This is a genomic window from Salinisphaera sp. T31B1 (assembly GCF_040361275.1).
Taxonomy (GTDB): Bacteria; Pseudomonadota; Gammaproteobacteria; order Nevskiales; family Salinisphaeraceae; genus Salinisphaera.
Genome location: NZ_APNH01000004.1, coordinates 59104 through 74568, shown reverse-complemented (window position 1 = coordinate 74568; position 15465 = coordinate 59104). Strand labels below are relative to the sequence as shown.

The 15465-nt window shown below is 64.8% G+C and carries 16 protein-coding genes; 10 read left to right on the top strand and 6 right to left on the bottom strand.

Annotation, left to right across the window (positions count from 1 at the left end):
* Window positions 1-8: 8 nt before the first annotated feature.
* On the top strand, window positions 9-803 hold the full coding sequence (locus T31B1_RS15095) for an SDR family NAD(P)-dependent oxidoreductase (RefSeq protein WP_353250358.1): 795 nt from the start codon (window positions 9-11) through the stop codon (window positions 801-803).
* Between the two features lie 45 nt (window positions 804-848).
* On the opposite strand, the gene T31B1_RS15090 is transcribed toward T31B1_RS15095, so the two are convergent.
* Window positions 849-1067 (bottom strand): hypothetical protein, encoded by a 219-nt coding sequence (locus T31B1_RS15090; RefSeq protein WP_353250357.1) that lies wholly within the window; start codon window positions 1065-1067, stop codon window positions 849-851.
* A gap of 334 nt (window positions 1068-1401) precedes the next feature.
* Between T31B1_RS15090 and T31B1_RS15085 the strand changes: the two genes are divergently transcribed.
* The 5 genes from T31B1_RS15085 (at window position 1402) to murI (ending at window position 7900) form a co-directional block, all read left to right on the top strand.
* Window positions 1402-2376: a pyridoxal-phosphate dependent enzyme gene (locus tag T31B1_RS15085; RefSeq protein ID WP_502951020.1), complete on the top strand. Its 975-nt coding sequence runs from the start codon at window positions 1402-1404 to the stop codon at window positions 2374-2376.
* Window positions 2377-2446: 70 nt separating this feature from the next.
* Window positions 2447-3706: a dicarboxylate/amino acid:cation symporter gene (locus tag T31B1_RS15080; protein ID WP_353250356.1), complete on the top strand. Its 1260-nt coding sequence runs from the start codon at window positions 2447-2449 to the stop codon at window positions 3704-3706.
* 708 nt (window positions 3707-4414) lie between these two features.
* A complete protein-coding gene (locus T31B1_RS15075) occupies window positions 4415-5647 on the top strand; it encodes an MFS transporter (RefSeq protein WP_353250355.1) in 1233 nt (410 codons plus the stop codon).
* Window positions 5648-5828: 181 nt separating this feature from the next.
* Window positions 5829-7049, top strand: coding sequence for an EAL domain-containing protein (locus T31B1_RS15070; RefSeq protein ID WP_353250354.1), 1221 nt, complete (start codon window positions 5829-5831; stop codon window positions 7047-7049).
* Between the two features lie 26 nt (window positions 7050-7075).
* Entirely contained in the window at window positions 7076-7900 is an 825-nt protein-coding gene (gene murI / locus T31B1_RS15065) for a glutamate racemase (RefSeq protein ID WP_353250353.1), read from the top strand.
* A gap of 22 nt (window positions 7901-7922) precedes the next feature.
* On the opposite strand, the gene T31B1_RS15060 is transcribed toward murI, so the two are convergent.
* Window positions 7923-8105 (bottom strand): hypothetical protein, encoded by a 183-nt coding sequence (locus T31B1_RS15060; RefSeq protein WP_353250352.1) that lies wholly within the window; start codon window positions 8103-8105, stop codon window positions 7923-7925.
* A gap of 248 nt (window positions 8106-8353) precedes the next feature.
* A complete protein-coding gene (locus T31B1_RS15055; protein WP_353250351.1) occupies window positions 8354-8992 on the bottom strand; it encodes a LysE family transporter in 639 nt (212 codons plus the stop codon).
* Window positions 8993-9211: 219 nt separating this feature from the next.
* Between T31B1_RS15055 and T31B1_RS15050 the strand changes: the two genes are divergently transcribed.
* The gene (locus tag T31B1_RS15050; RefSeq protein WP_353250350.1) at window positions 9212-10084 is read left to right on the top strand and encodes a sulfite exporter TauE/SafE family protein; all 873 of its coding nucleotides are present in this window, start codon (window positions 9212-9214) and stop codon (window positions 10082-10084) included.
* A 65-nt stretch (window positions 10085-10149) separates the two neighbouring features.
* Here T31B1_RS15050 and T31B1_RS15045 read toward each other — a convergent pair whose 3' ends face one another.
* The gene (locus T31B1_RS15045) at window positions 10150-10677 is read right to left on the bottom strand and encodes a cytochrome b (protein WP_353250349.1); all 528 of its coding nucleotides are present in this window, start codon (window positions 10675-10677) and stop codon (window positions 10150-10152) included.
* A 168-nt stretch (window positions 10678-10845) separates the two neighbouring features.
* Here T31B1_RS15045 and T31B1_RS15040 point away from each other — a divergent pair, with 168 nt between their 5' ends.
* Window positions 10846-11778 carry an ABC transporter ATP-binding protein gene (locus tag T31B1_RS15040; protein WP_353250348.1) on the top strand — a complete coding sequence of 311 codons (933 nt, stop codon included), beginning with the start codon at window positions 10846-10848 and terminating at the stop codon, window positions 11776-11778.
* A complete protein-coding gene (locus T31B1_RS15035) occupies window positions 11775-12536 on the top strand; it encodes an ABC transporter permease (RefSeq protein WP_353250347.1) in 762 nt (253 codons plus the stop codon). Before T31B1_RS15040 ends, T31B1_RS15035 begins: the two co-directional genes overlap by 4 nt.
* A 234-nt stretch (window positions 12537-12770) precedes the next feature.
* Here T31B1_RS15035 and T31B1_RS15030 read toward each other — a convergent pair whose 3' ends face one another.
* Window positions 12771-14174, bottom strand: coding sequence for a hypothetical protein (locus T31B1_RS15030; protein WP_353250346.1), 1404 nt, complete (start codon window positions 14172-14174; stop codon window positions 12771-12773).
* 39 nt (window positions 14175-14213) lie between these two features.
* Window positions 14214-14921: an MBL fold metallo-hydrolase gene (locus T31B1_RS15025; RefSeq protein WP_353250345.1), complete on the bottom strand. Its 708-nt coding sequence runs from the start codon at window positions 14919-14921 to the stop codon at window positions 14214-14216.
* Between the two features lie 121 nt (window positions 14922-15042).
* Here T31B1_RS15025 and T31B1_RS15020 point away from each other — a divergent pair, with 121 nt between their 5' ends.
* Window positions 15043-15366: a hypothetical protein gene (locus T31B1_RS15020; protein WP_353250344.1), complete on the top strand. Its 324-nt coding sequence runs from the start codon at window positions 15043-15045 to the stop codon at window positions 15364-15366.
* Window positions 15367-15465 lie beyond the last annotated feature (99 nt).

Below are 15465 nucleotides of genomic sequence, written 5' to 3'. Positions count from 1 at the left end.
GAATTCGTATGCAGATCGATTTCAAGGACAAGACCGCGCTCGTGACCGGTTCGACGGTGGGCATCGGCCTGGCCATCGCCGAAGGTCTGGCCGAAAGCGGCGCAACGGTCATCGTCAACGGCCGTACACAGGCGCGTGTCGATACGGCTCTCGAGACCCTCCGCGCAAGACAACCGCACGCGGTGTTCCGGGGTGTGGCCGCCGATCTTGGTACGGCCGATGGCTGCCGTGAGTTGGTCGACGCCGAGCCGAGGGTCGATATTCTGGTCAACAATGTCGGTCTGTTCGGCCCGCATGATTTCTACGATATCCCCGACGACGAGTGGCAGCGGTTTTTCGATGTCAATGTGATGTCCGGGGTGCGCCTGAGCCGAGCCTACACGCCGGCGATGGTCGAGGCCGGCTGGGGCCGGGTCATCTTCCTGTCGTCCGAATCGGGCTTGAATATACCCGCCGACATGATCCATTACGGCTTTACCAAGACCGCCTATCTGTCGATCTCGCGCGGTCTGGCCAAGCGTCTCGCGGGCACCGGCGTAACCGTCAACGCTGTCCTGCCGGGGCCGACCCTGTCCGAGGGTGTCCAGGACATGCTGCACGACGGCCAGCAGGACAGCGGCCAGTCGATGGAGGCGTTCGCCGCGGAATTCGTGAAAAAGGAACGACCGAGTTCGATTATCCAGCGTGCGGCCACGGTCGAGGAAGTGGCCAACATGGTCATCTATGCCGCTTCGCCGCTGGCCTCGGCGACCACCGGCGCGGCGCTGCGCGTCGACGGCGGCGTGGTCGACAGCATCGCCTGATGCCGCGATCGCCCCGACGGTCGGCCGACCTGCGGGGCGATCTCCTCAGGGCCGGGTATCGACGATGTAGTCGTCGCCAGCGATCAGCGGCAGATCGGCCTCATTGGCTTCAGCCACGTTGACCGTGTAGCGGCCGACGGGTGCGGTCGTCTGGCCGGGTCGTTCGGCGTGACGCCGGGCGGCCTCCTGAGCGGCCTGTTCCGGCGTCTCGGCATCCACGAGATGCTCATCGCCGTCTATCTCGCAGACAAAACGCATGATCATGCAGCGGCCATCCTTGCAGTCGAATCGATCGGATCGGGCTCGATTCTAGGGTCTGGCCGGATTTCGTGCGAGCCCGTATCCGCAGACCGGCTCATGCGTCGCCGGATGCGGCCGTGCGGTGAGCCCGCCGCACAACGAGACGTCGCCAGCCCGGGCCTCGACCGAATATGGCGGTGAGGCGGCGGCGTACGCACCCATGCCGCGCGTTGACGGGCCACTGACAGACGAGGCCGACCGGCGATCGCCGCCGTGGGCGGTTCATCGTCGCCACGTGGCCACGGGACAGCGTTCAGGCAGAATGAACAAGGCCCGCCCACTGCTTTTTCCCATGCCCATGAACCGTCCTTCCCTCGACGATCTCCAGCGTGCCCGGTCGCGTATCGCGCCGTGGATCCATCGCACACCGGTGCTAACCAGCGAGACCTTTGACCGGATGAGCGGTGCCTCGCTGTTTTTCAAATGCGAGAACTTCCAGAAGGCCGGGGCGTTCAAATCGCGCGGCGCGGTCAACGCGGTATTCTCACTCACCGACGACCAGGCCCGCCGGGGCGTGGCCACCCATTCCAGTGGCAACCACGGCATGGCGCTGGCGCGCGCCGCGGCCTGTCGCGGCATCGCTTGTACCGTGGTCATGCCGCGCACCGCGCCCCGCGCCAAGATCGATGCCGTTCGCGGGTACGGCGCCGACATCGTGTTTTGCCAACCCACGAACACGGCCCGCGCCGAGGCCGTGGCCGACGTGCTGGAAAAAACCGGCGCGGAGTTCGTGCACCCTTTCGACGATAGCCGCGTGATCGCCGGCCAGGGCAGCTGCGCACTCGAGCTGCTCGAACAGGTGCCCGACCTGGATGCGGTGATTGCGCCGATCGGCGGCGGTGGGCTGATCAGCGGCACCGCGATCGCATGTCGCGGTATTCGCCCATCGCTGTCCGTCTATGCCGGCGAGCCAGCCAACGCCGACGATGCCTGGCGTTCACTGGCCGCCGGGCGGCGTCTGGTCGAGGATGCCCCCGACACCATCGCCGATGGGCTCAAGGCATCGCTCGGCGAGCTCACCTGGTCGATCGTCTCGAGCGAGGTGGACGCGATATTCCGGGCCAGCGAAGCACAGATCGTCGATGCCATGCGCCTGACCTGGGAGCGGATGAAGATTGTCATCGAGCCTTCCTGCGCGGTGCCGTTGGCCGCCGTGCTCGCCCAACCCGAGCCGTTCGCCCACCGCCGCGTCGGCGTCATCCTGACCGGCGGCAACGTCGACCTGGCCTGTCTACCCTGGCAGCACACGACAACGACTACGCCGAAGGGATGATTGCAGGCACGGGGGGCCGGGGCTCGATAATTGCATACTGCAAGCGATTATCCGGACTTCGAGCACCTTCATGACCGAACCCGACGAAACCTACCGCCCTTTTACCCTGTGGGCCCGATTCCCGTTGTGGCAACAGATCCTGGCCGGTCTTGTGCTTGGCGCCATTGTGGGCGCTCTGCTGGGCGAACGGGCCGCCTGGCTGCAACCCCTGGGCGATCTGTTCATCAACGCGATCAAGATGCTGATCGTGCCCCTGATCTTCTCGACGCTGGTCGTCGGCATCACCGCCATGCGCGACCCGCAGAAAATGGGTCGGATCGGGCTGCGCACCATCGCGCTGTATCTGCTGACTACCGCCTTCGCCATCGCCATCGGCCTGGCGGCATCGACGCTGTTCCAGCCGGGCGCCGGCGTGGAAATGAGCGTGGACGCGCCAGTCGATGCCCAGGAGGCACCCACGCTCACCAAGATCCTGGTCGGACTCATCCCCACGAACCCGGTCGAGGCGATGGCCAGCGCCAATATCCTGCAGATCATCGTGTTCGCGATCGGCCTTGCGATTTCGCTGGTGCTCATCGGGGAAAAGGGCGACCCCGTGGTTCGCCTGTTCGAAAGCTTTGCCGAGGCCATGTACAAGCTCACCGAAATCGTCATGGCGTTCGCGCCGATCGGCGTGTTCGGCCTGATCGCCGCCGTGGCCGGCGAGCACGGGCTCGATGTGCTCTTGCCGCTGATCAAGGTCATCGGCGTGGCGTATCTGGCCAGCCTGGTGCACGTGCTGGTCGTCTACAGCGGTCTGCTGGCCGGCATCGGCCGACTCAATCCGGTGCGTTGGCTGCGCGGGAGTCTCGATGCGCTGATCGTGGCCTATTCGTCGGCGTCGTCCTCGGGCACATTGCCGGTGTCCCTGCGCTGTGCCCAGGACAACCTCGGCGTCTCCCGCGGGGTGGCCTCGTTCGTGTTACCCGTGGGTGCGACCATCAACATGGACGGCACCGCCATCTATCAGGGCGTGGTGGCGCTGTTCATCGCCCAGATGATGGGTATCGACCTGTCCTGGACCGACTACGGCATGATCATTCTGACCGGCACGCTGGCTTCCATCGGCACCGCGGGTGTACCGGGCGCCGGGCTGGTGATGCTTTCGATCGTGCTCTCGCAGGTCGGCCTGCCACTGGAAGCAATCGGCATGGTCGCAGCCATCGATCGCATTCTCGATATGGCACGCACCAGCGTGAACGTCGCCGGCGACCTGATGGTGACCACACTGGTCGGCCAGAGTGAAGGCGAGCTGGATCGTGCCGTATACGACAGGCCGTTCAAACGCTGATTCGCGGGCGGCGGGGCGTCCTGTGCCGACCGCCCGCCGCTGTGGAATTATCGGCCCGTACGCCTCACCACCGTCCAGATACAGAGCCCGCGCCGGGAAGCGGTCGCTTGCTTGCGGCGGATTGTCGTCGGCCGCCCCCTGACAGAACCTGTCATTAACGGCGCCGGGGCGACCATCGCCAGGGCGCCCCGTTCGCACAGGCAATGGCAGGGTCACTGTCCCGAGGGCCGTCTCGGCACGGACAGTTCACGGGCCCGGAGCGGCTCCGGCCCGATGGTTCATAATACAGCGACTCGTGCGGCCGGCCTCGGGGCCGTGCCCTGCCGACACGAACCTGCGCATTTGCCCGCCGATCGACGGTCCCGACCGGTATCAACTGCGCAACGGCTGGCCGACACTCAACGACCAGGGAACTCTTCATGGATCGCGATACGCATCGGGCCGGCCAGGGGCCCGGAACATCTGATGACTGCCGCTGCAGGGCATCACCTCATGCCTGTGCTCACCCGCGAGTCTGTGATTGCCTATGCCCCGCCCGACCGATAAAGCCGGCGCAGTCGTGCGGATGAATGCATGGCCCGGCCGGGGAACGGCCACGTTCGTGTTTTACCACCTGAACACCTGCAACCCCGCAGACGCGCACGACTCGGACCGGCGATGTGACGACACCTGCCCAATGCGCGTCTCCGACGGCGCCGGGCAAGCGGTTTGAACAGCCTCCGCTGGCCGCGCGATACGCGCTTGCTACTGGCTGCGCGTGGGGCTCGCAGTATCGGCCAGGGGGCGCTGATCGTCGGCTTCGCGCTGTATCTGGATGCGCTGGGCTGGCGCGCCCCGGCAATCGGCGCCCTGTTCACTGCCGGCCTGCTCGCCGATGCGCTGCTGGTGAGTGTGTCCGGCCCGTTGAGTGACCGCTTCGGCCGCAAACGCTTCCTGCTCGTCTACGAAGTACTTCACGGACTGTCGGCGACTACTGCGCTGATGACCGCCGATCCGCACTGGCTGATTCCGGCTGCGCTGGTGGGCGGATTCGGCCGCGGCGCCAATGGCAGCAGCGGCCCCTTCGCCCCGGTCGAACTGGCCTGGCTATCACAACCGCTGGCAGCGGTGGATCGCGGCCGGGTCTACAGTGCGAACATGGCCATCGGCTTTTCCGGCATGGCGGTCGGCGCCCTGCTCAGCGGCCTGCCTGTTCTGCTCGACCCCTGGCTGAGCGGCGCGGCCGCGTTCCGCCCGCTGTTCGGTCTGTCTCTGGGCGGTGCGCTTTGTTGCCTGATCCTGCTCGCATGCGCCGGTGATATGCATCGGCCCCGGGCCGTGACGAGAGCGCCCGACACACCGCCGGATACCGCGACCCACCGCGCCGAAAACGCCCTGCTGCGACGGCTGTTCGGCATCAACGCGCTCAACGGGATCGCGATTGGGCTGGTTGGCCCCTTGATGGCCTACTGGTTCGCGGTTCGCTTCGGGCGTTCGCCGGCCGATATTGCGCCTGTGATGGCGCTGGCCTATCTGGTGACCGCCGTCTCGTCCGTCTGGGCCGGACGCCTGGTTCGCACGACTGGCATCGTCAATGCGGTGGTATGGATGCGCGGTGCCGGGCTCCTGCTGCTGCTCGCCCTGCCCCTGATGCCGACCTTCTGGATGGCAGCCTGTGTACATATTGCGCGCTCGGCGCTCAATCGCGGCACCGCTGGCGCGCGTCAGGCGCTCACGGTGAGCTTGGTGCGCGCCGAACGTCGCGGCGTGGCCACCAGCACGGCCAGCATGGCGATCCAGTTGCCGCGCGCGGCCGGCCCGCTGGCCGCGGGACTGTTCTTCGGCGCCGGCTACCTGAGCGCCCCGTTCTATGTGGCCGGCGTGTTCTTTGGCAGCTATCTTTACTTATATCGTCGGGTTTTTGCCGCCCATGACCCCAATCGACGTCGCCCCGCCCGATGAATAAAGCGCCGCGGCCATTCAGTTCCGACGATAGCGTCCGATACAATCGACAGAGTTCCACGACCGAGAGCGTTGAAATCACGCGACCGTCCTACGCGACCCATCTCAAGCCGATCCGCTGTCAGGGGTATGCGCGCGGGATTGAGTATCCGTATCATCGAAGGAAACCGCAGCCGTCATCATGAGCGTCGTCCATTCCGATGCCAGCCCCGTACGGAGCCGACGTAGCCTGTTCAACGGCTTCCAGCTGACCAGCGTCTTCCAGCCGATCTTCGGGCTCAGTCATCGCCGGGCGGTTGGTTACGAAGCGCTGCTGCGTGCCACCGACAACCGCCAGCTACCGGTCTCGCCGCTCGCGCTGTTCGACAGCCTCAGCGCCGATCGCACGGCCACGCTCGAACTGGACGACACCTGCCAGGCGCTGCATGTACACAATTTCGCACATATCGCGCCGTCGAACCGGTGGCTGTTTCTCAATATCGATCCCACGACCATCGCCGAGCGGCGGTATATGGACGGGCGTCTGCACGACGCGCTCAACGAAATGGGCCTGCCGCCCAGCATGCTCGTCATCGAAATTCTCGAAGCCGGCATCGATGACGAGTCGCTGCTCCAGGAAGCGGTGGCATACTTCCGTGGGATCGGGGCGTTGGTGGCGCTGGACGACTTCGGCAGCGGCCACTCCAATTTCGATCGCATCTGGCGGCTCGCACCGGATATCGTCAAGCTCGACCGATCGCTGATCGTCGAAGCAGGCCAGCACCGCTCCGGGCGGCTGCACCGGATACTGCCCAATCTCGTAGCCCTCATCCACGAGGCCGGAGCGCTGGTACTCGCCGAAGGGGTGGAGACCGAGGAGCAGGCGCTGATAGCCATGGACGCCGACGTGGATTTCGTTCAAGGATTCTATTTCGCCGAACCCAGTGCCCGGATCGACCGGACCCCGCTGATCGCCACCACCGCGCTTGAATCGCTGACTTCACGTTTCGTGGAAACGGCACAGGTCGAGGACCGACGTGAACGCCAGGCGCTGGCACCCTACGTGGATGTGTTTCGCGCCGTCGCCGATGCCATTGCCCGGGGCGAGCCGCTCGCCCGGACATGCCAGTCCCTGCTCCGCCTGCCGCGCACTGCCCGCTGTTATCTGCTCAACGAAAACGGCGACGAACTCGTGCATTTTTCCAACGCGCCCGCGGAACGGTCGGACGCCGGACCGATCGCCAACACCAGCGGCGGTACGTGGTTCCGTCGCCATTATTTCCGCGATGCGATCAGCGACCCGAGGCGGCACAAGATTTCGCGACCGTATCTGTCGGGCACGGGGACCAACATGTGCATCACCCTGTCGATCGCCTACCCGGCCGACCCGCAGCGCGTGTTCTGCTGCGATATTCACTGCTGAGCCAGCCGAGGGCCACGTCTGTCTCGGTGTTCGACGGCCATCCGATATCGGCGCCGCTGCTGGTGTTCGATTCCGGCGTGGGCGGGCTGTCCATCCTGGCTCATATCCGCCGTCAGCTGCCGAAACTGCCGGTGGTCTATGCGATGGATACGGCCGGCTACCCCTACGGCGAACGGGACGACGCCGACCTGCGTGCCCGCATACCGGATGTGCTCGCACGGCTGACCGACCGGTACCGGCCACGCATGGTGGTCGTGGCCTGCAACACCGCGTCGACGATCGCACTCGACGCCGTGCGCCAGCGCCTGAGCGTACCGGTCGTGGGCACCGTACCGGCGATCAAGACCGCCGCCGAGCGCACGGCCTCGCGCGTCGTCGGCATCCTGGGCACCGCTGCGACCGTTCGCCAGCGCTATACCGACGACCTGGCCAGACGCTTCGCATCCGGCTGTCGTGTCGTGCGCCACGGCGCGCCGGCATTGGTCGAGTATGTCGAAGCCCGTCTCGCCGGGCGCGGCTACGATACGCACGCACCCCTCATGGCGCTCGCCGGCCTGCTCGAACAGCCCGACGGCGAACGAATCGATACCGTGGTGCTGGCCTGTACTCATTTTCCGCTGGTACGCAGTCCGCTTGAAGCGGCCTGCCCGCGGCCGCTGGCCTTCGTCGACTCGGGCCGGGGCATCGCCGCGCGGGTCGCCGCCCTGATCGGCGACTGCCCCGCGATGGAAGCGCCTCGCCGGCCGGACGTGGTCGTGACCACGGCTGATATCGAGCCGCTGAACGACGTTCGCCCCCTGCTCGCCCGCTATGGGCTGGCGCGGCTGGAATCCTGTCGGGTGGGCGCCTGACTGCCAGCGGCCCGCCGTCGGATCAGTCGGTCTCGATCCGACGGATCATGTACTGCATGGCCGACGGGCCGCTGGCCGCCCCTGCCTGGGCGGACTGCGGGTGGCTTTGATAGGCCAGCCCCATCGCCACTGCGGGCATGCACACCGAGGCGGCGAGCAGTACGACCATGATCGATTTCGAGAACGTGTGGTAGATGGCCGACATCGCCAGGACCTCCTTGATTGAGTCATTCGATAAACCACGGTTGATTGCCTTGCCCAGGTTCCCGGGCATGCACCCGGCCCGATATTTGTATCGTGCAATCAACTGCCGCGGATGTTGATCCCGGCGGCGGGTGTTTCAAGGCCCTCAGGAGGTTTTTTTCAAGCATCGCACTGCCCGCCAGGGCAAGGCCAAGCGATATGAGATGGCCTGCACGCGCGCGGATCGGGCGCACGCGGCGCCGAGGCCGATCAGAACGATAGACGTGAAACGATCATGCGCAGGCCCGCCCCGGTGAGCAGCGTACCGATACCACGCTCGATCCAGGCACCGAAGCGACGATAGAGCGCGCGTGCCGGGGCACTGGCGAACAGACGGGCCACCAGCGAATACCAGGCCACTTCGATCGCAAAGCCGCCGATCAGTATCGCGGCCTTGGCCCAGGCCGCAGTCCCGACCGGGATCGCGACCGAATACAGGCTCAGAAAGAACGCGATGCCTTTCGGATTGGACAGATCCACGAGCACGCCGATACGAAAGCTCTGCCAGAGGCTTGCGGATTGCTGCTGTGCGCCGGCCGGGGGCTCGGCGTCCGTCGAGCGGGCCGCCCGCCAGGCCGACACGCCGAAATAAACGAGATAACAACCGCCGGCGATCTGAATCGCGCCGGCCAGCCAGCCGATGCGTTCGATCATGACCGCCAGGCCCGCCATGGTCAGCCCGGCATAGAACGTTGCGGCCACGCCAAAACCGAGTGCGGCCGAGTAAGCGCGAGCCGGCCGGCCCGATATCGCCATGCGTGTGATCAGGGCAAAACCGGGGCCCGGGCTGATCACCAGGCCCGCGTACAGGCCCAGGGTTGTGAGTACCACGAGCAGATCGGAATTCATCGATTGTGCCTGTCCGGTCGGTCGATATGGGCCGTACCGGCGCGAGTTTACGACGCAGGGGCCGATGTGGTCACGACGTATCCAACGCCACCTTAATAATTACTTTTAGAACTATAAATCGGTTTTCTAATTCTTTTATGTTTTTCATGGTCGAGCATAACGTTCGTATCCGGGGATCGCGTCGCGCTCCCGTCGTCTGCATCTTTCGAGCGTTCAACCATGCAAAAACTCTTACTGTTCGGCATCGCCGGCTTCATCGCCCAGCTCGTGGACGGCGCCATCGGCATGGGCTACGGCCTGACCTCGTCGTCGATATTGCTCGCACTGGGCGTCACACCGGCCGTGGCGTCGGCCTCGATCCATCTGGCCGAGATCGCGACCACCGCCGCCTCGGGCACCTCGCACTACCGTCTGGGCAACGTCGATACCCGCCTGGTCCGTCGCATGCTCTTGCCGGGCGTTGTCGGCGCGTTCTCGGGGGCCTGCTTTCTGAGCTGGATCCCCGGCACCCTGATCAAGCCGTACGTCTCGATCTTCCTGCTGGGCCTCGGCATCTTCATCCTGGCGACCTATCTTCGCGAACGCAGCACAACGCCGGCGAGCTCGGAGCTGCCGCGCTGGAAGCTGATCCCGTTGTCGCTGGTCGCCGGGTTCTTCGACAGCGTCGGCGGCGGCGGATGGGGGCCGATCTCGACACCGGTCTTGATGGCGCACAAGGGCATCGAGCCACGCAAGGTAATCGGATCGGTGGATACCTCCGAGTTCGCGGTCACCATTGCCGGCACGCTCGGTTTTCTCGTCGCCCTCGGCGTCGGCCAGATCAACTGGACCTGGGTCGCGATCTTTGCCGTGAGCGGCCTGTTCGCCGCGCCGCTGGCCGCCTGGCTCGTACGGATCATGCCGGCACAGATACTGGGCGTGGTCATCGGCGGCGCGATCGTGCTGATCAATCTCAACACGCTGACCCAGTCGTTCGATGTGCAGATCGTGTTTCGACAGGCGCTACTGATCGGTGCGCTGCTGTTCTGGGTAGGCGCCTTGCTGGTGATACTGCGTCGACACCGGCAACCGATCTACGGCGACAGCCACTAGGGCCAAGAACGTGACACGGCCCGGCGGAACGGCGAGCACCGTGAATGGTCGTCCGGCCGGGCCGCCTAGAGCATGCGCGAGAGCAGGTCGTCGTGGCGCCAGATCCGGTGGTATAGCGCGCCGAGCACGTGGGTGATGACCAGCGCGAGTATGGTCCAGCTGATCCAGCCGTGGATGCTGGACAGCACGGGCGCGAGGTCCGGCGCCTTGCCGATCGGGCTCCACACCGGCAGCAGACCGAACCACTCCAGCGGAAAACCGTGCGCGTTGGTGGCGAGAAATCCGCTGATCGGCATGGCGATCAAGGCCAGATACAACGCCCATTGCACGCTGTCGGCCAGACCCGCCTGCCAGCGCGGCATGGCCGGGCGTGGCGGCCTGCGGGTGAGAAAACGCACACACAGTCGAGCCAGCATCAGCCATAGCACCGTGAAGCCTAACGACTCGTGCCATAGATAGAACGAAGTCTTGGCATCGTCCTTGACGTACTCGATCACCGCGCCGAGCGGCCAGACAGCGAATACCAGCACCGCCACCAGCCAGTGGAAGGCGCGAGCGAGCGGGTGATAGCCCGTAGTGTCGTCATGCGTCATGATCTGCCTCCTGTCAGTATCAATCTACGCGAATCCGTCGCCGAAGGATCCATCCGGGGCCGTCCGTCGTATGCGCTTGCGTTCGATCCGTCGATCGATCAGGCATGCCTGGGCCCGGTCATCCCGGACCGCGCGGCACGAATTCACCCGTCGACAAGGAACGCGCCGTTGCAGCCGATCATATCGATACGAGACCTGTCCAAGACCTACGACTCCGGATTCCAGGCGCTCAAGCACGTAGATCTGGATATCCCGGCCGGCCGGATCTTCGCCCTGCTGGGCCCCAACGGGGCCGGCAAGACCACGCTGATCAGCGTGATCTGCGGCATCGTCAACCCCAGCGCAGGTCAGGTGCTGGCCGACGGCTACGACATCATCACCGACTATCGGGCCGCGCGTTCACGCATCGGTCTGGTGCCACAGGAACTCAACGTCGAGGCCTTCGAGACGGTATGGGCGACGGTGAGTTTCTCGCGCGGACTGTTCGGCAAACCGAAAAACCCTGCCCATATCGAGAAGGTGCTGCGGGATCTGGCCCTGTGGGACAAGCGCAACAGCATGATCATGACGCTGTCCGGCGGCATGAAGCGACGCGTGATGATCGCCAAGGCGCTGGCGCATGAACCGTCGATCCTGTTCCTGGACGAACCCACCGCCGGTGTCGACGTCGAACTGCGCCGCAGCATGTGGGAGGTGGTGCGTTCGCTGCAGGCGCACGGCGTGACCATCATTCTGACCACGCACTATCTTGAAGAGGCCGAACAGATGGCCGACCGTATCGGCGTGATCAACGCCGGCGAGATCGTGCTGGTGGAGAACAAGGACGAACTCATGCGTCAGCTCGGCGAAAAGCGCCTCACGCTGCATCTGCAGGACACCCTGGAGACCGTGCCGGACGCGCTGGCGCCACACGACCTGGCGCTCACCGACGCGGGCCAGGCCCTGATCTATACCTATAACGCCAACGACCGACGGACCGGTATCAACAGCCTGTTCCGCGACCTGGACGCCGCGGGCGTACGCCTGCGCGACGTCGACACCCAGCAGAGCTCGCTCGAAGAGATCTTCGTGGGGCTGGTGCACAACCGGGACGACGCATGAACTTCAACGCGATAGCCGCCATCTACAAGTTCGAAATGGCCCGGACCTGGCGCACCCTGTTCCAGAGCGTGGTCTCGCCGGTGATCTCCACCTCGCTGTATTTCGTGGTCTTCGGCTCGGCCATCGGCTCGCGTATCACCGAGGTCCAGGGTGTGAGCTACGGCGCATTCATTGTGCCCGGCCTGATCATGCTCTCGCTGATGACCCAGAGCATCTCCAACGCGTCCTTCGCGATCTATTTCCCGAAGTTCATCGGCACCGTCTACGAGCTGCTTTCGGCGCCGATTTCGTATGTGGAGATCGTGATCAGCTATGTCGGCGCGGCGGCGACCAAATCCGCGGTCCTCGGGCTGATCATCCTCGGCACATCCACGTTCTTCGTACCCCTGCAGATCGCACATCCGTTCTGGATGCTCGCCTTTCTGGCGCTTACCGCCATCACCTTCAGCCTGTTCGGCTTCATCATCGGTATCTGGGCCGACAACTTCGAAAAGCTGCAGGTGGTGCCGCTGCTCATCGTCACCCCGCTGACCTTTCTGGGCGGTACGTTCTATTCGATCGACATGCTGCCGCCGATCTGGCAGAAGATCACGCTGCTCAACCCGGTGGTCTATCTCGTCAGCGGTTTTCGCTGGAGTTTCTATGACGTGGCCGATGTCAGCGTGGGCCTGAGCCTGGGCATGATCGCGGTGTTTCTGGCCGCGTGCCTGGCTCTGATCGCCTGGATATTCAAGACCGGCTATCGGCTCAAGTCCTGAGGCGTGACCCGCCGCCGGTCGGCCGGCGTGCAACGGGCTGTTGCCGTTCCGTGCGAGCGCCGCGTTGAAGTCCTCAAATCGTCACGGACAAGACTTGCAACGCCGTCCGGGGCGATTTGAGGCCCAACCCTTCGGGACAAAGGCTGTTTTGCGGCAATACGCGCCACGTGCTGGCGCCCCGCCTTGCCGCACGACAGTCTTTCGGCGCGGCCTCACACGAAACGGTAACAGCCCCTAGCGGCGACCCGACAGCCGCTTGCCGTTGAGCACCACGGTGCCCTCGATCCGGGATTTGGCGAGCTTGACCGGCCCATCGATCCGTGTGGTTCCGCGGTAGGTGCCACGCGTATGCGCGACCTTGTCGGAGCGCTGGCGCATCACGCAGTCACGATAGATCGGCCCGACACTCCAGGGCAGCACGCCCTCATGATCGAGGATAAAGCGGCACCGGTCGAACAGCACGTTGGTCGCATGCGCCAGATCGGCGATCAGCTGTTTGCGCAGATAGACATGGCCGGTCGGCGACAGCGCCGGGTCGTCCACAAAGCGACAGGCCTCGAACCGTGTCGCCTGGGCCGGGTCCTTACTGCCATACGCGTTGACGACTGCACCGACGAACAGACAATCGTCAAACCGGTAACGTGGCTTCTTCGGCCAGGCCGACCACGATGTGGTACCCACGAAGGTGCAGTCGTCGAAACCCACATCCGCGCTGTCGCCCGTATCGGCGACCATTCCCACGCCGGTATTGTCGGCAAAACGACAGGAGCGGAAATTGAGGCCGCGCACACGCTTGCCGCGCTCTGCCTCGATATCCACCCCGGCCCCCGGCGCGCTGAACAAGCCGGCCCGCCCGGTCCGGGTGAATCGGCTGTTTTGAATGTCATACCCGCGACCGCCCACGATGCTCATACCCTGACGGGCGTTGTAGTCGGCGACCAGCCCGTCCAGCCGTCGGCTCACCCCGGGCGTCGCCCGATCCACACCGTCGATATAGAACCCGTCCAGCGCATGATGATGGGAATGCACGTTGTGCACCGACTCGCCTCCACTGTTATTGCGCAGCGACAAGCCATGGCATTGGATCTGCCAGCCCTTGTCGCCGTACTTGCCGCCGATCACGTGGGCGCCGAGATTGCCGTCGAGTTCCAGATCCGAGATCTCGACCGGGCCGCTGCATTGCGCGGCCTGAATCATGAATCGATAAGGGCTGAGAACGCGCCGGCCGTGCTTGTCGCCATGCCGGCCGGTCAGCGGTTGCCCGTCGAGATCGAATACGCCGAACCGCTGACCGTCGGCACAACGCAGACGCGCCCCGTTGCCGCGCACGATCAGCGGCTGCGTACAGCCGCTGAAGGCCAGCAGCCCAGCGGCGGCGAGCCGGCCCTTGGCATCTATGCGCTGAACGCCTACCAGGTATGTGGTGGCACGCAGCTCGACCTGACCGCCACCCAGAGTATTCACGCGTTCCGCCAGGGCGGCGAACGCGTGACTGTCGTCGGTGGTACCGTCGCCGCGCGCACCGAACATCTCGGGCGTAAGCTTCGGCTGCGAGCCGATCGCTCTCGCCGCGCGCGCCACCCCGCCCAGGGCGAATGCGGCCACGCCGGCCTGAATGAAGCGTCGTCGATCAATCACCGGTCGCGACCGGCCTTTTACGACGTGGGCGTACCCGTGTCATGCATCCGGGCTTGCGTACCAGTCATATAGACGCACCGTGACATTCGGATTGGCCTGGTTGACCAGCGTCTTGAATCGTTCGATATCTTGGCCGCGGTAGTGATACGGATACACCGTGGCCGGCGCGAACTCGGCCACCGCATCGGCCGCCTGCTCCACACCCATGGTATAGGGCAGATTCATGCACACGAACGCCAGGTCGATATTCTCGAGCGCGCGCATTTCATCGGTGCCTTCGGTGTCGCCCGATATATAGATCCGTTTGCCGCCCATGTTCAGCACGTAGCCATTGCCCCAGCCTTTGGGGTGCCGTGAATCGGGCGTTTCGGGCAGGTTGTACATGGGCATGGCATCAACGGTCATGCCGTGCGTATCGATACGGTCGCCGTTGGCCATAACGCGGCGTGTCTTTCCATGGGACATGTCCAGTCCATCGGCGACCGCCTGCGGCATCACCATCAGCGCATCGCCGGTATCCAGCGCGTCGAGCGTATCAGTATCCAGATGATCGCCATGACCGTGGGTGATCAGCACCAGGTCCGGCGCACCGAGCCCGGCATACCGTTCGGCCGGGCCTACCGGATCGACATAGATCGTGTGGCCGTTCCAGCGCATCACGAAACTTGCATGATGGACCGGATACAACGTGATCGGGCCGTCGGCGGTGGCCAGCGCCTCGATCCCCTGCGCGGGCGGGCCGGCCATCGCCGGTATCGCTGTCGCCAACAGACCCAATAAAGCAAGGCTGCGTAGTAAGCTCATGTCCGGAACCGATGAATGCAGATATTCGACATTACCACTCTTCCATGATTCGGGACGATCGACGATGCATATACGACTCGTACTGGCCGCCGCCCTGGCGATGATCTCGACCACCCTGACGGCCGGCACCTTCAATACCACCGGAGGCAGCAACAACGGCCGTGCGATCGACCCCGCCGCACCGGCCAGCCAGCGCGCACTGCCCGAGGCGACGCAGCAGCGGGACTCGGCGCCGGCCGAGCTGCGTGGGAAATCCACGTCCGACAACGCAACGCGTCGTTTCGCGCCTAACACCATGCGTACGCCGCGCGCGGACAGCGATCGCCGGAGCGACCGCCTCAGCCGCGAGATCGAGCAACGGCGACAAGACATGGGCAGCGATCGATGAAACGGGTCACATCACCGACACCGGGCTTCGCCGGACCGGTATGGGTCCGGCAGGCGATCGTATTCATGCATGCAACCCGGCCCGAATCCGCCGCCGGCC

Excerpts from the sequence above, each read along its gene's own strand:
- T31B1_RS15095 (WP_353250358.1), top strand. The coding sequence starts at position 9 with ATGCAGATCGATTTCAAGGACAAGACCGCGCTCGTGACCGGTTCGACG.
- T31B1_RS15090 (WP_353250357.1), bottom strand. The coding sequence starts at position 1,067 with ATGATCATGCGTTTTGTCTGCGAGATAGACGGCGATGAGCATCTCGTG.
- T31B1_RS15085 (WP_502951020.1), top strand. The coding sequence starts at position 1,402 with ATGAACCGTCCTTCCCTCGACGATCTCCAGCGTGCCCGGTCGCGTATC.
- T31B1_RS15080 (WP_353250356.1), top strand. The coding sequence starts at position 2,447 with ATGACCGAACCCGACGAAACCTACCGCCCTTTTACCCTGTGGGCCCGA.
- T31B1_RS15070 (WP_353250354.1), top strand. The coding sequence starts at position 5,829 with ATGAGCGTCGTCCATTCCGATGCCAGCCCCGTACGGAGCCGACGTAGC.
- T31B1_RS15060 (WP_353250352.1), bottom strand. The coding sequence starts at position 8,105 with ATGTCGGCCATCTACCACACGTTCTCGAAATCGATCATGGTCGTACTG.
- T31B1_RS15055 (WP_353250351.1), bottom strand. The coding sequence starts at position 8,992 with ATGAATTCCGATCTGCTCGTGGTACTCACAACCCTGGGCCTGTACGCG.
- T31B1_RS15050 (WP_353250350.1), top strand. The coding sequence starts at position 9,212 with ATGCAAAAACTCTTACTGTTCGGCATCGCCGGCTTCATCGCCCAGCTC.
- T31B1_RS15045 (WP_353250349.1), bottom strand. The coding sequence starts at position 10,677 with ATGACGCATGACGACACTACGGGCTATCACCCGCTCGCTCGCGCCTTC.
- T31B1_RS15035 (WP_353250347.1), top strand. The coding sequence starts at position 11,775 with ATGAACTTCAACGCGATAGCCGCCATCTACAAGTTCGAAATGGCCCGG.
- T31B1_RS15025 (WP_353250345.1), bottom strand. The coding sequence starts at position 14,921 with ATGGCCGGCCCGCCCGCGCAGGGGATCGAGGCGCTGGCCACCGCCGAC.
- T31B1_RS15020 (WP_353250344.1), top strand. The coding sequence starts at position 15,043 with ATGCATATACGACTCGTACTGGCCGCCGCCCTGGCGATGATCTCGACC.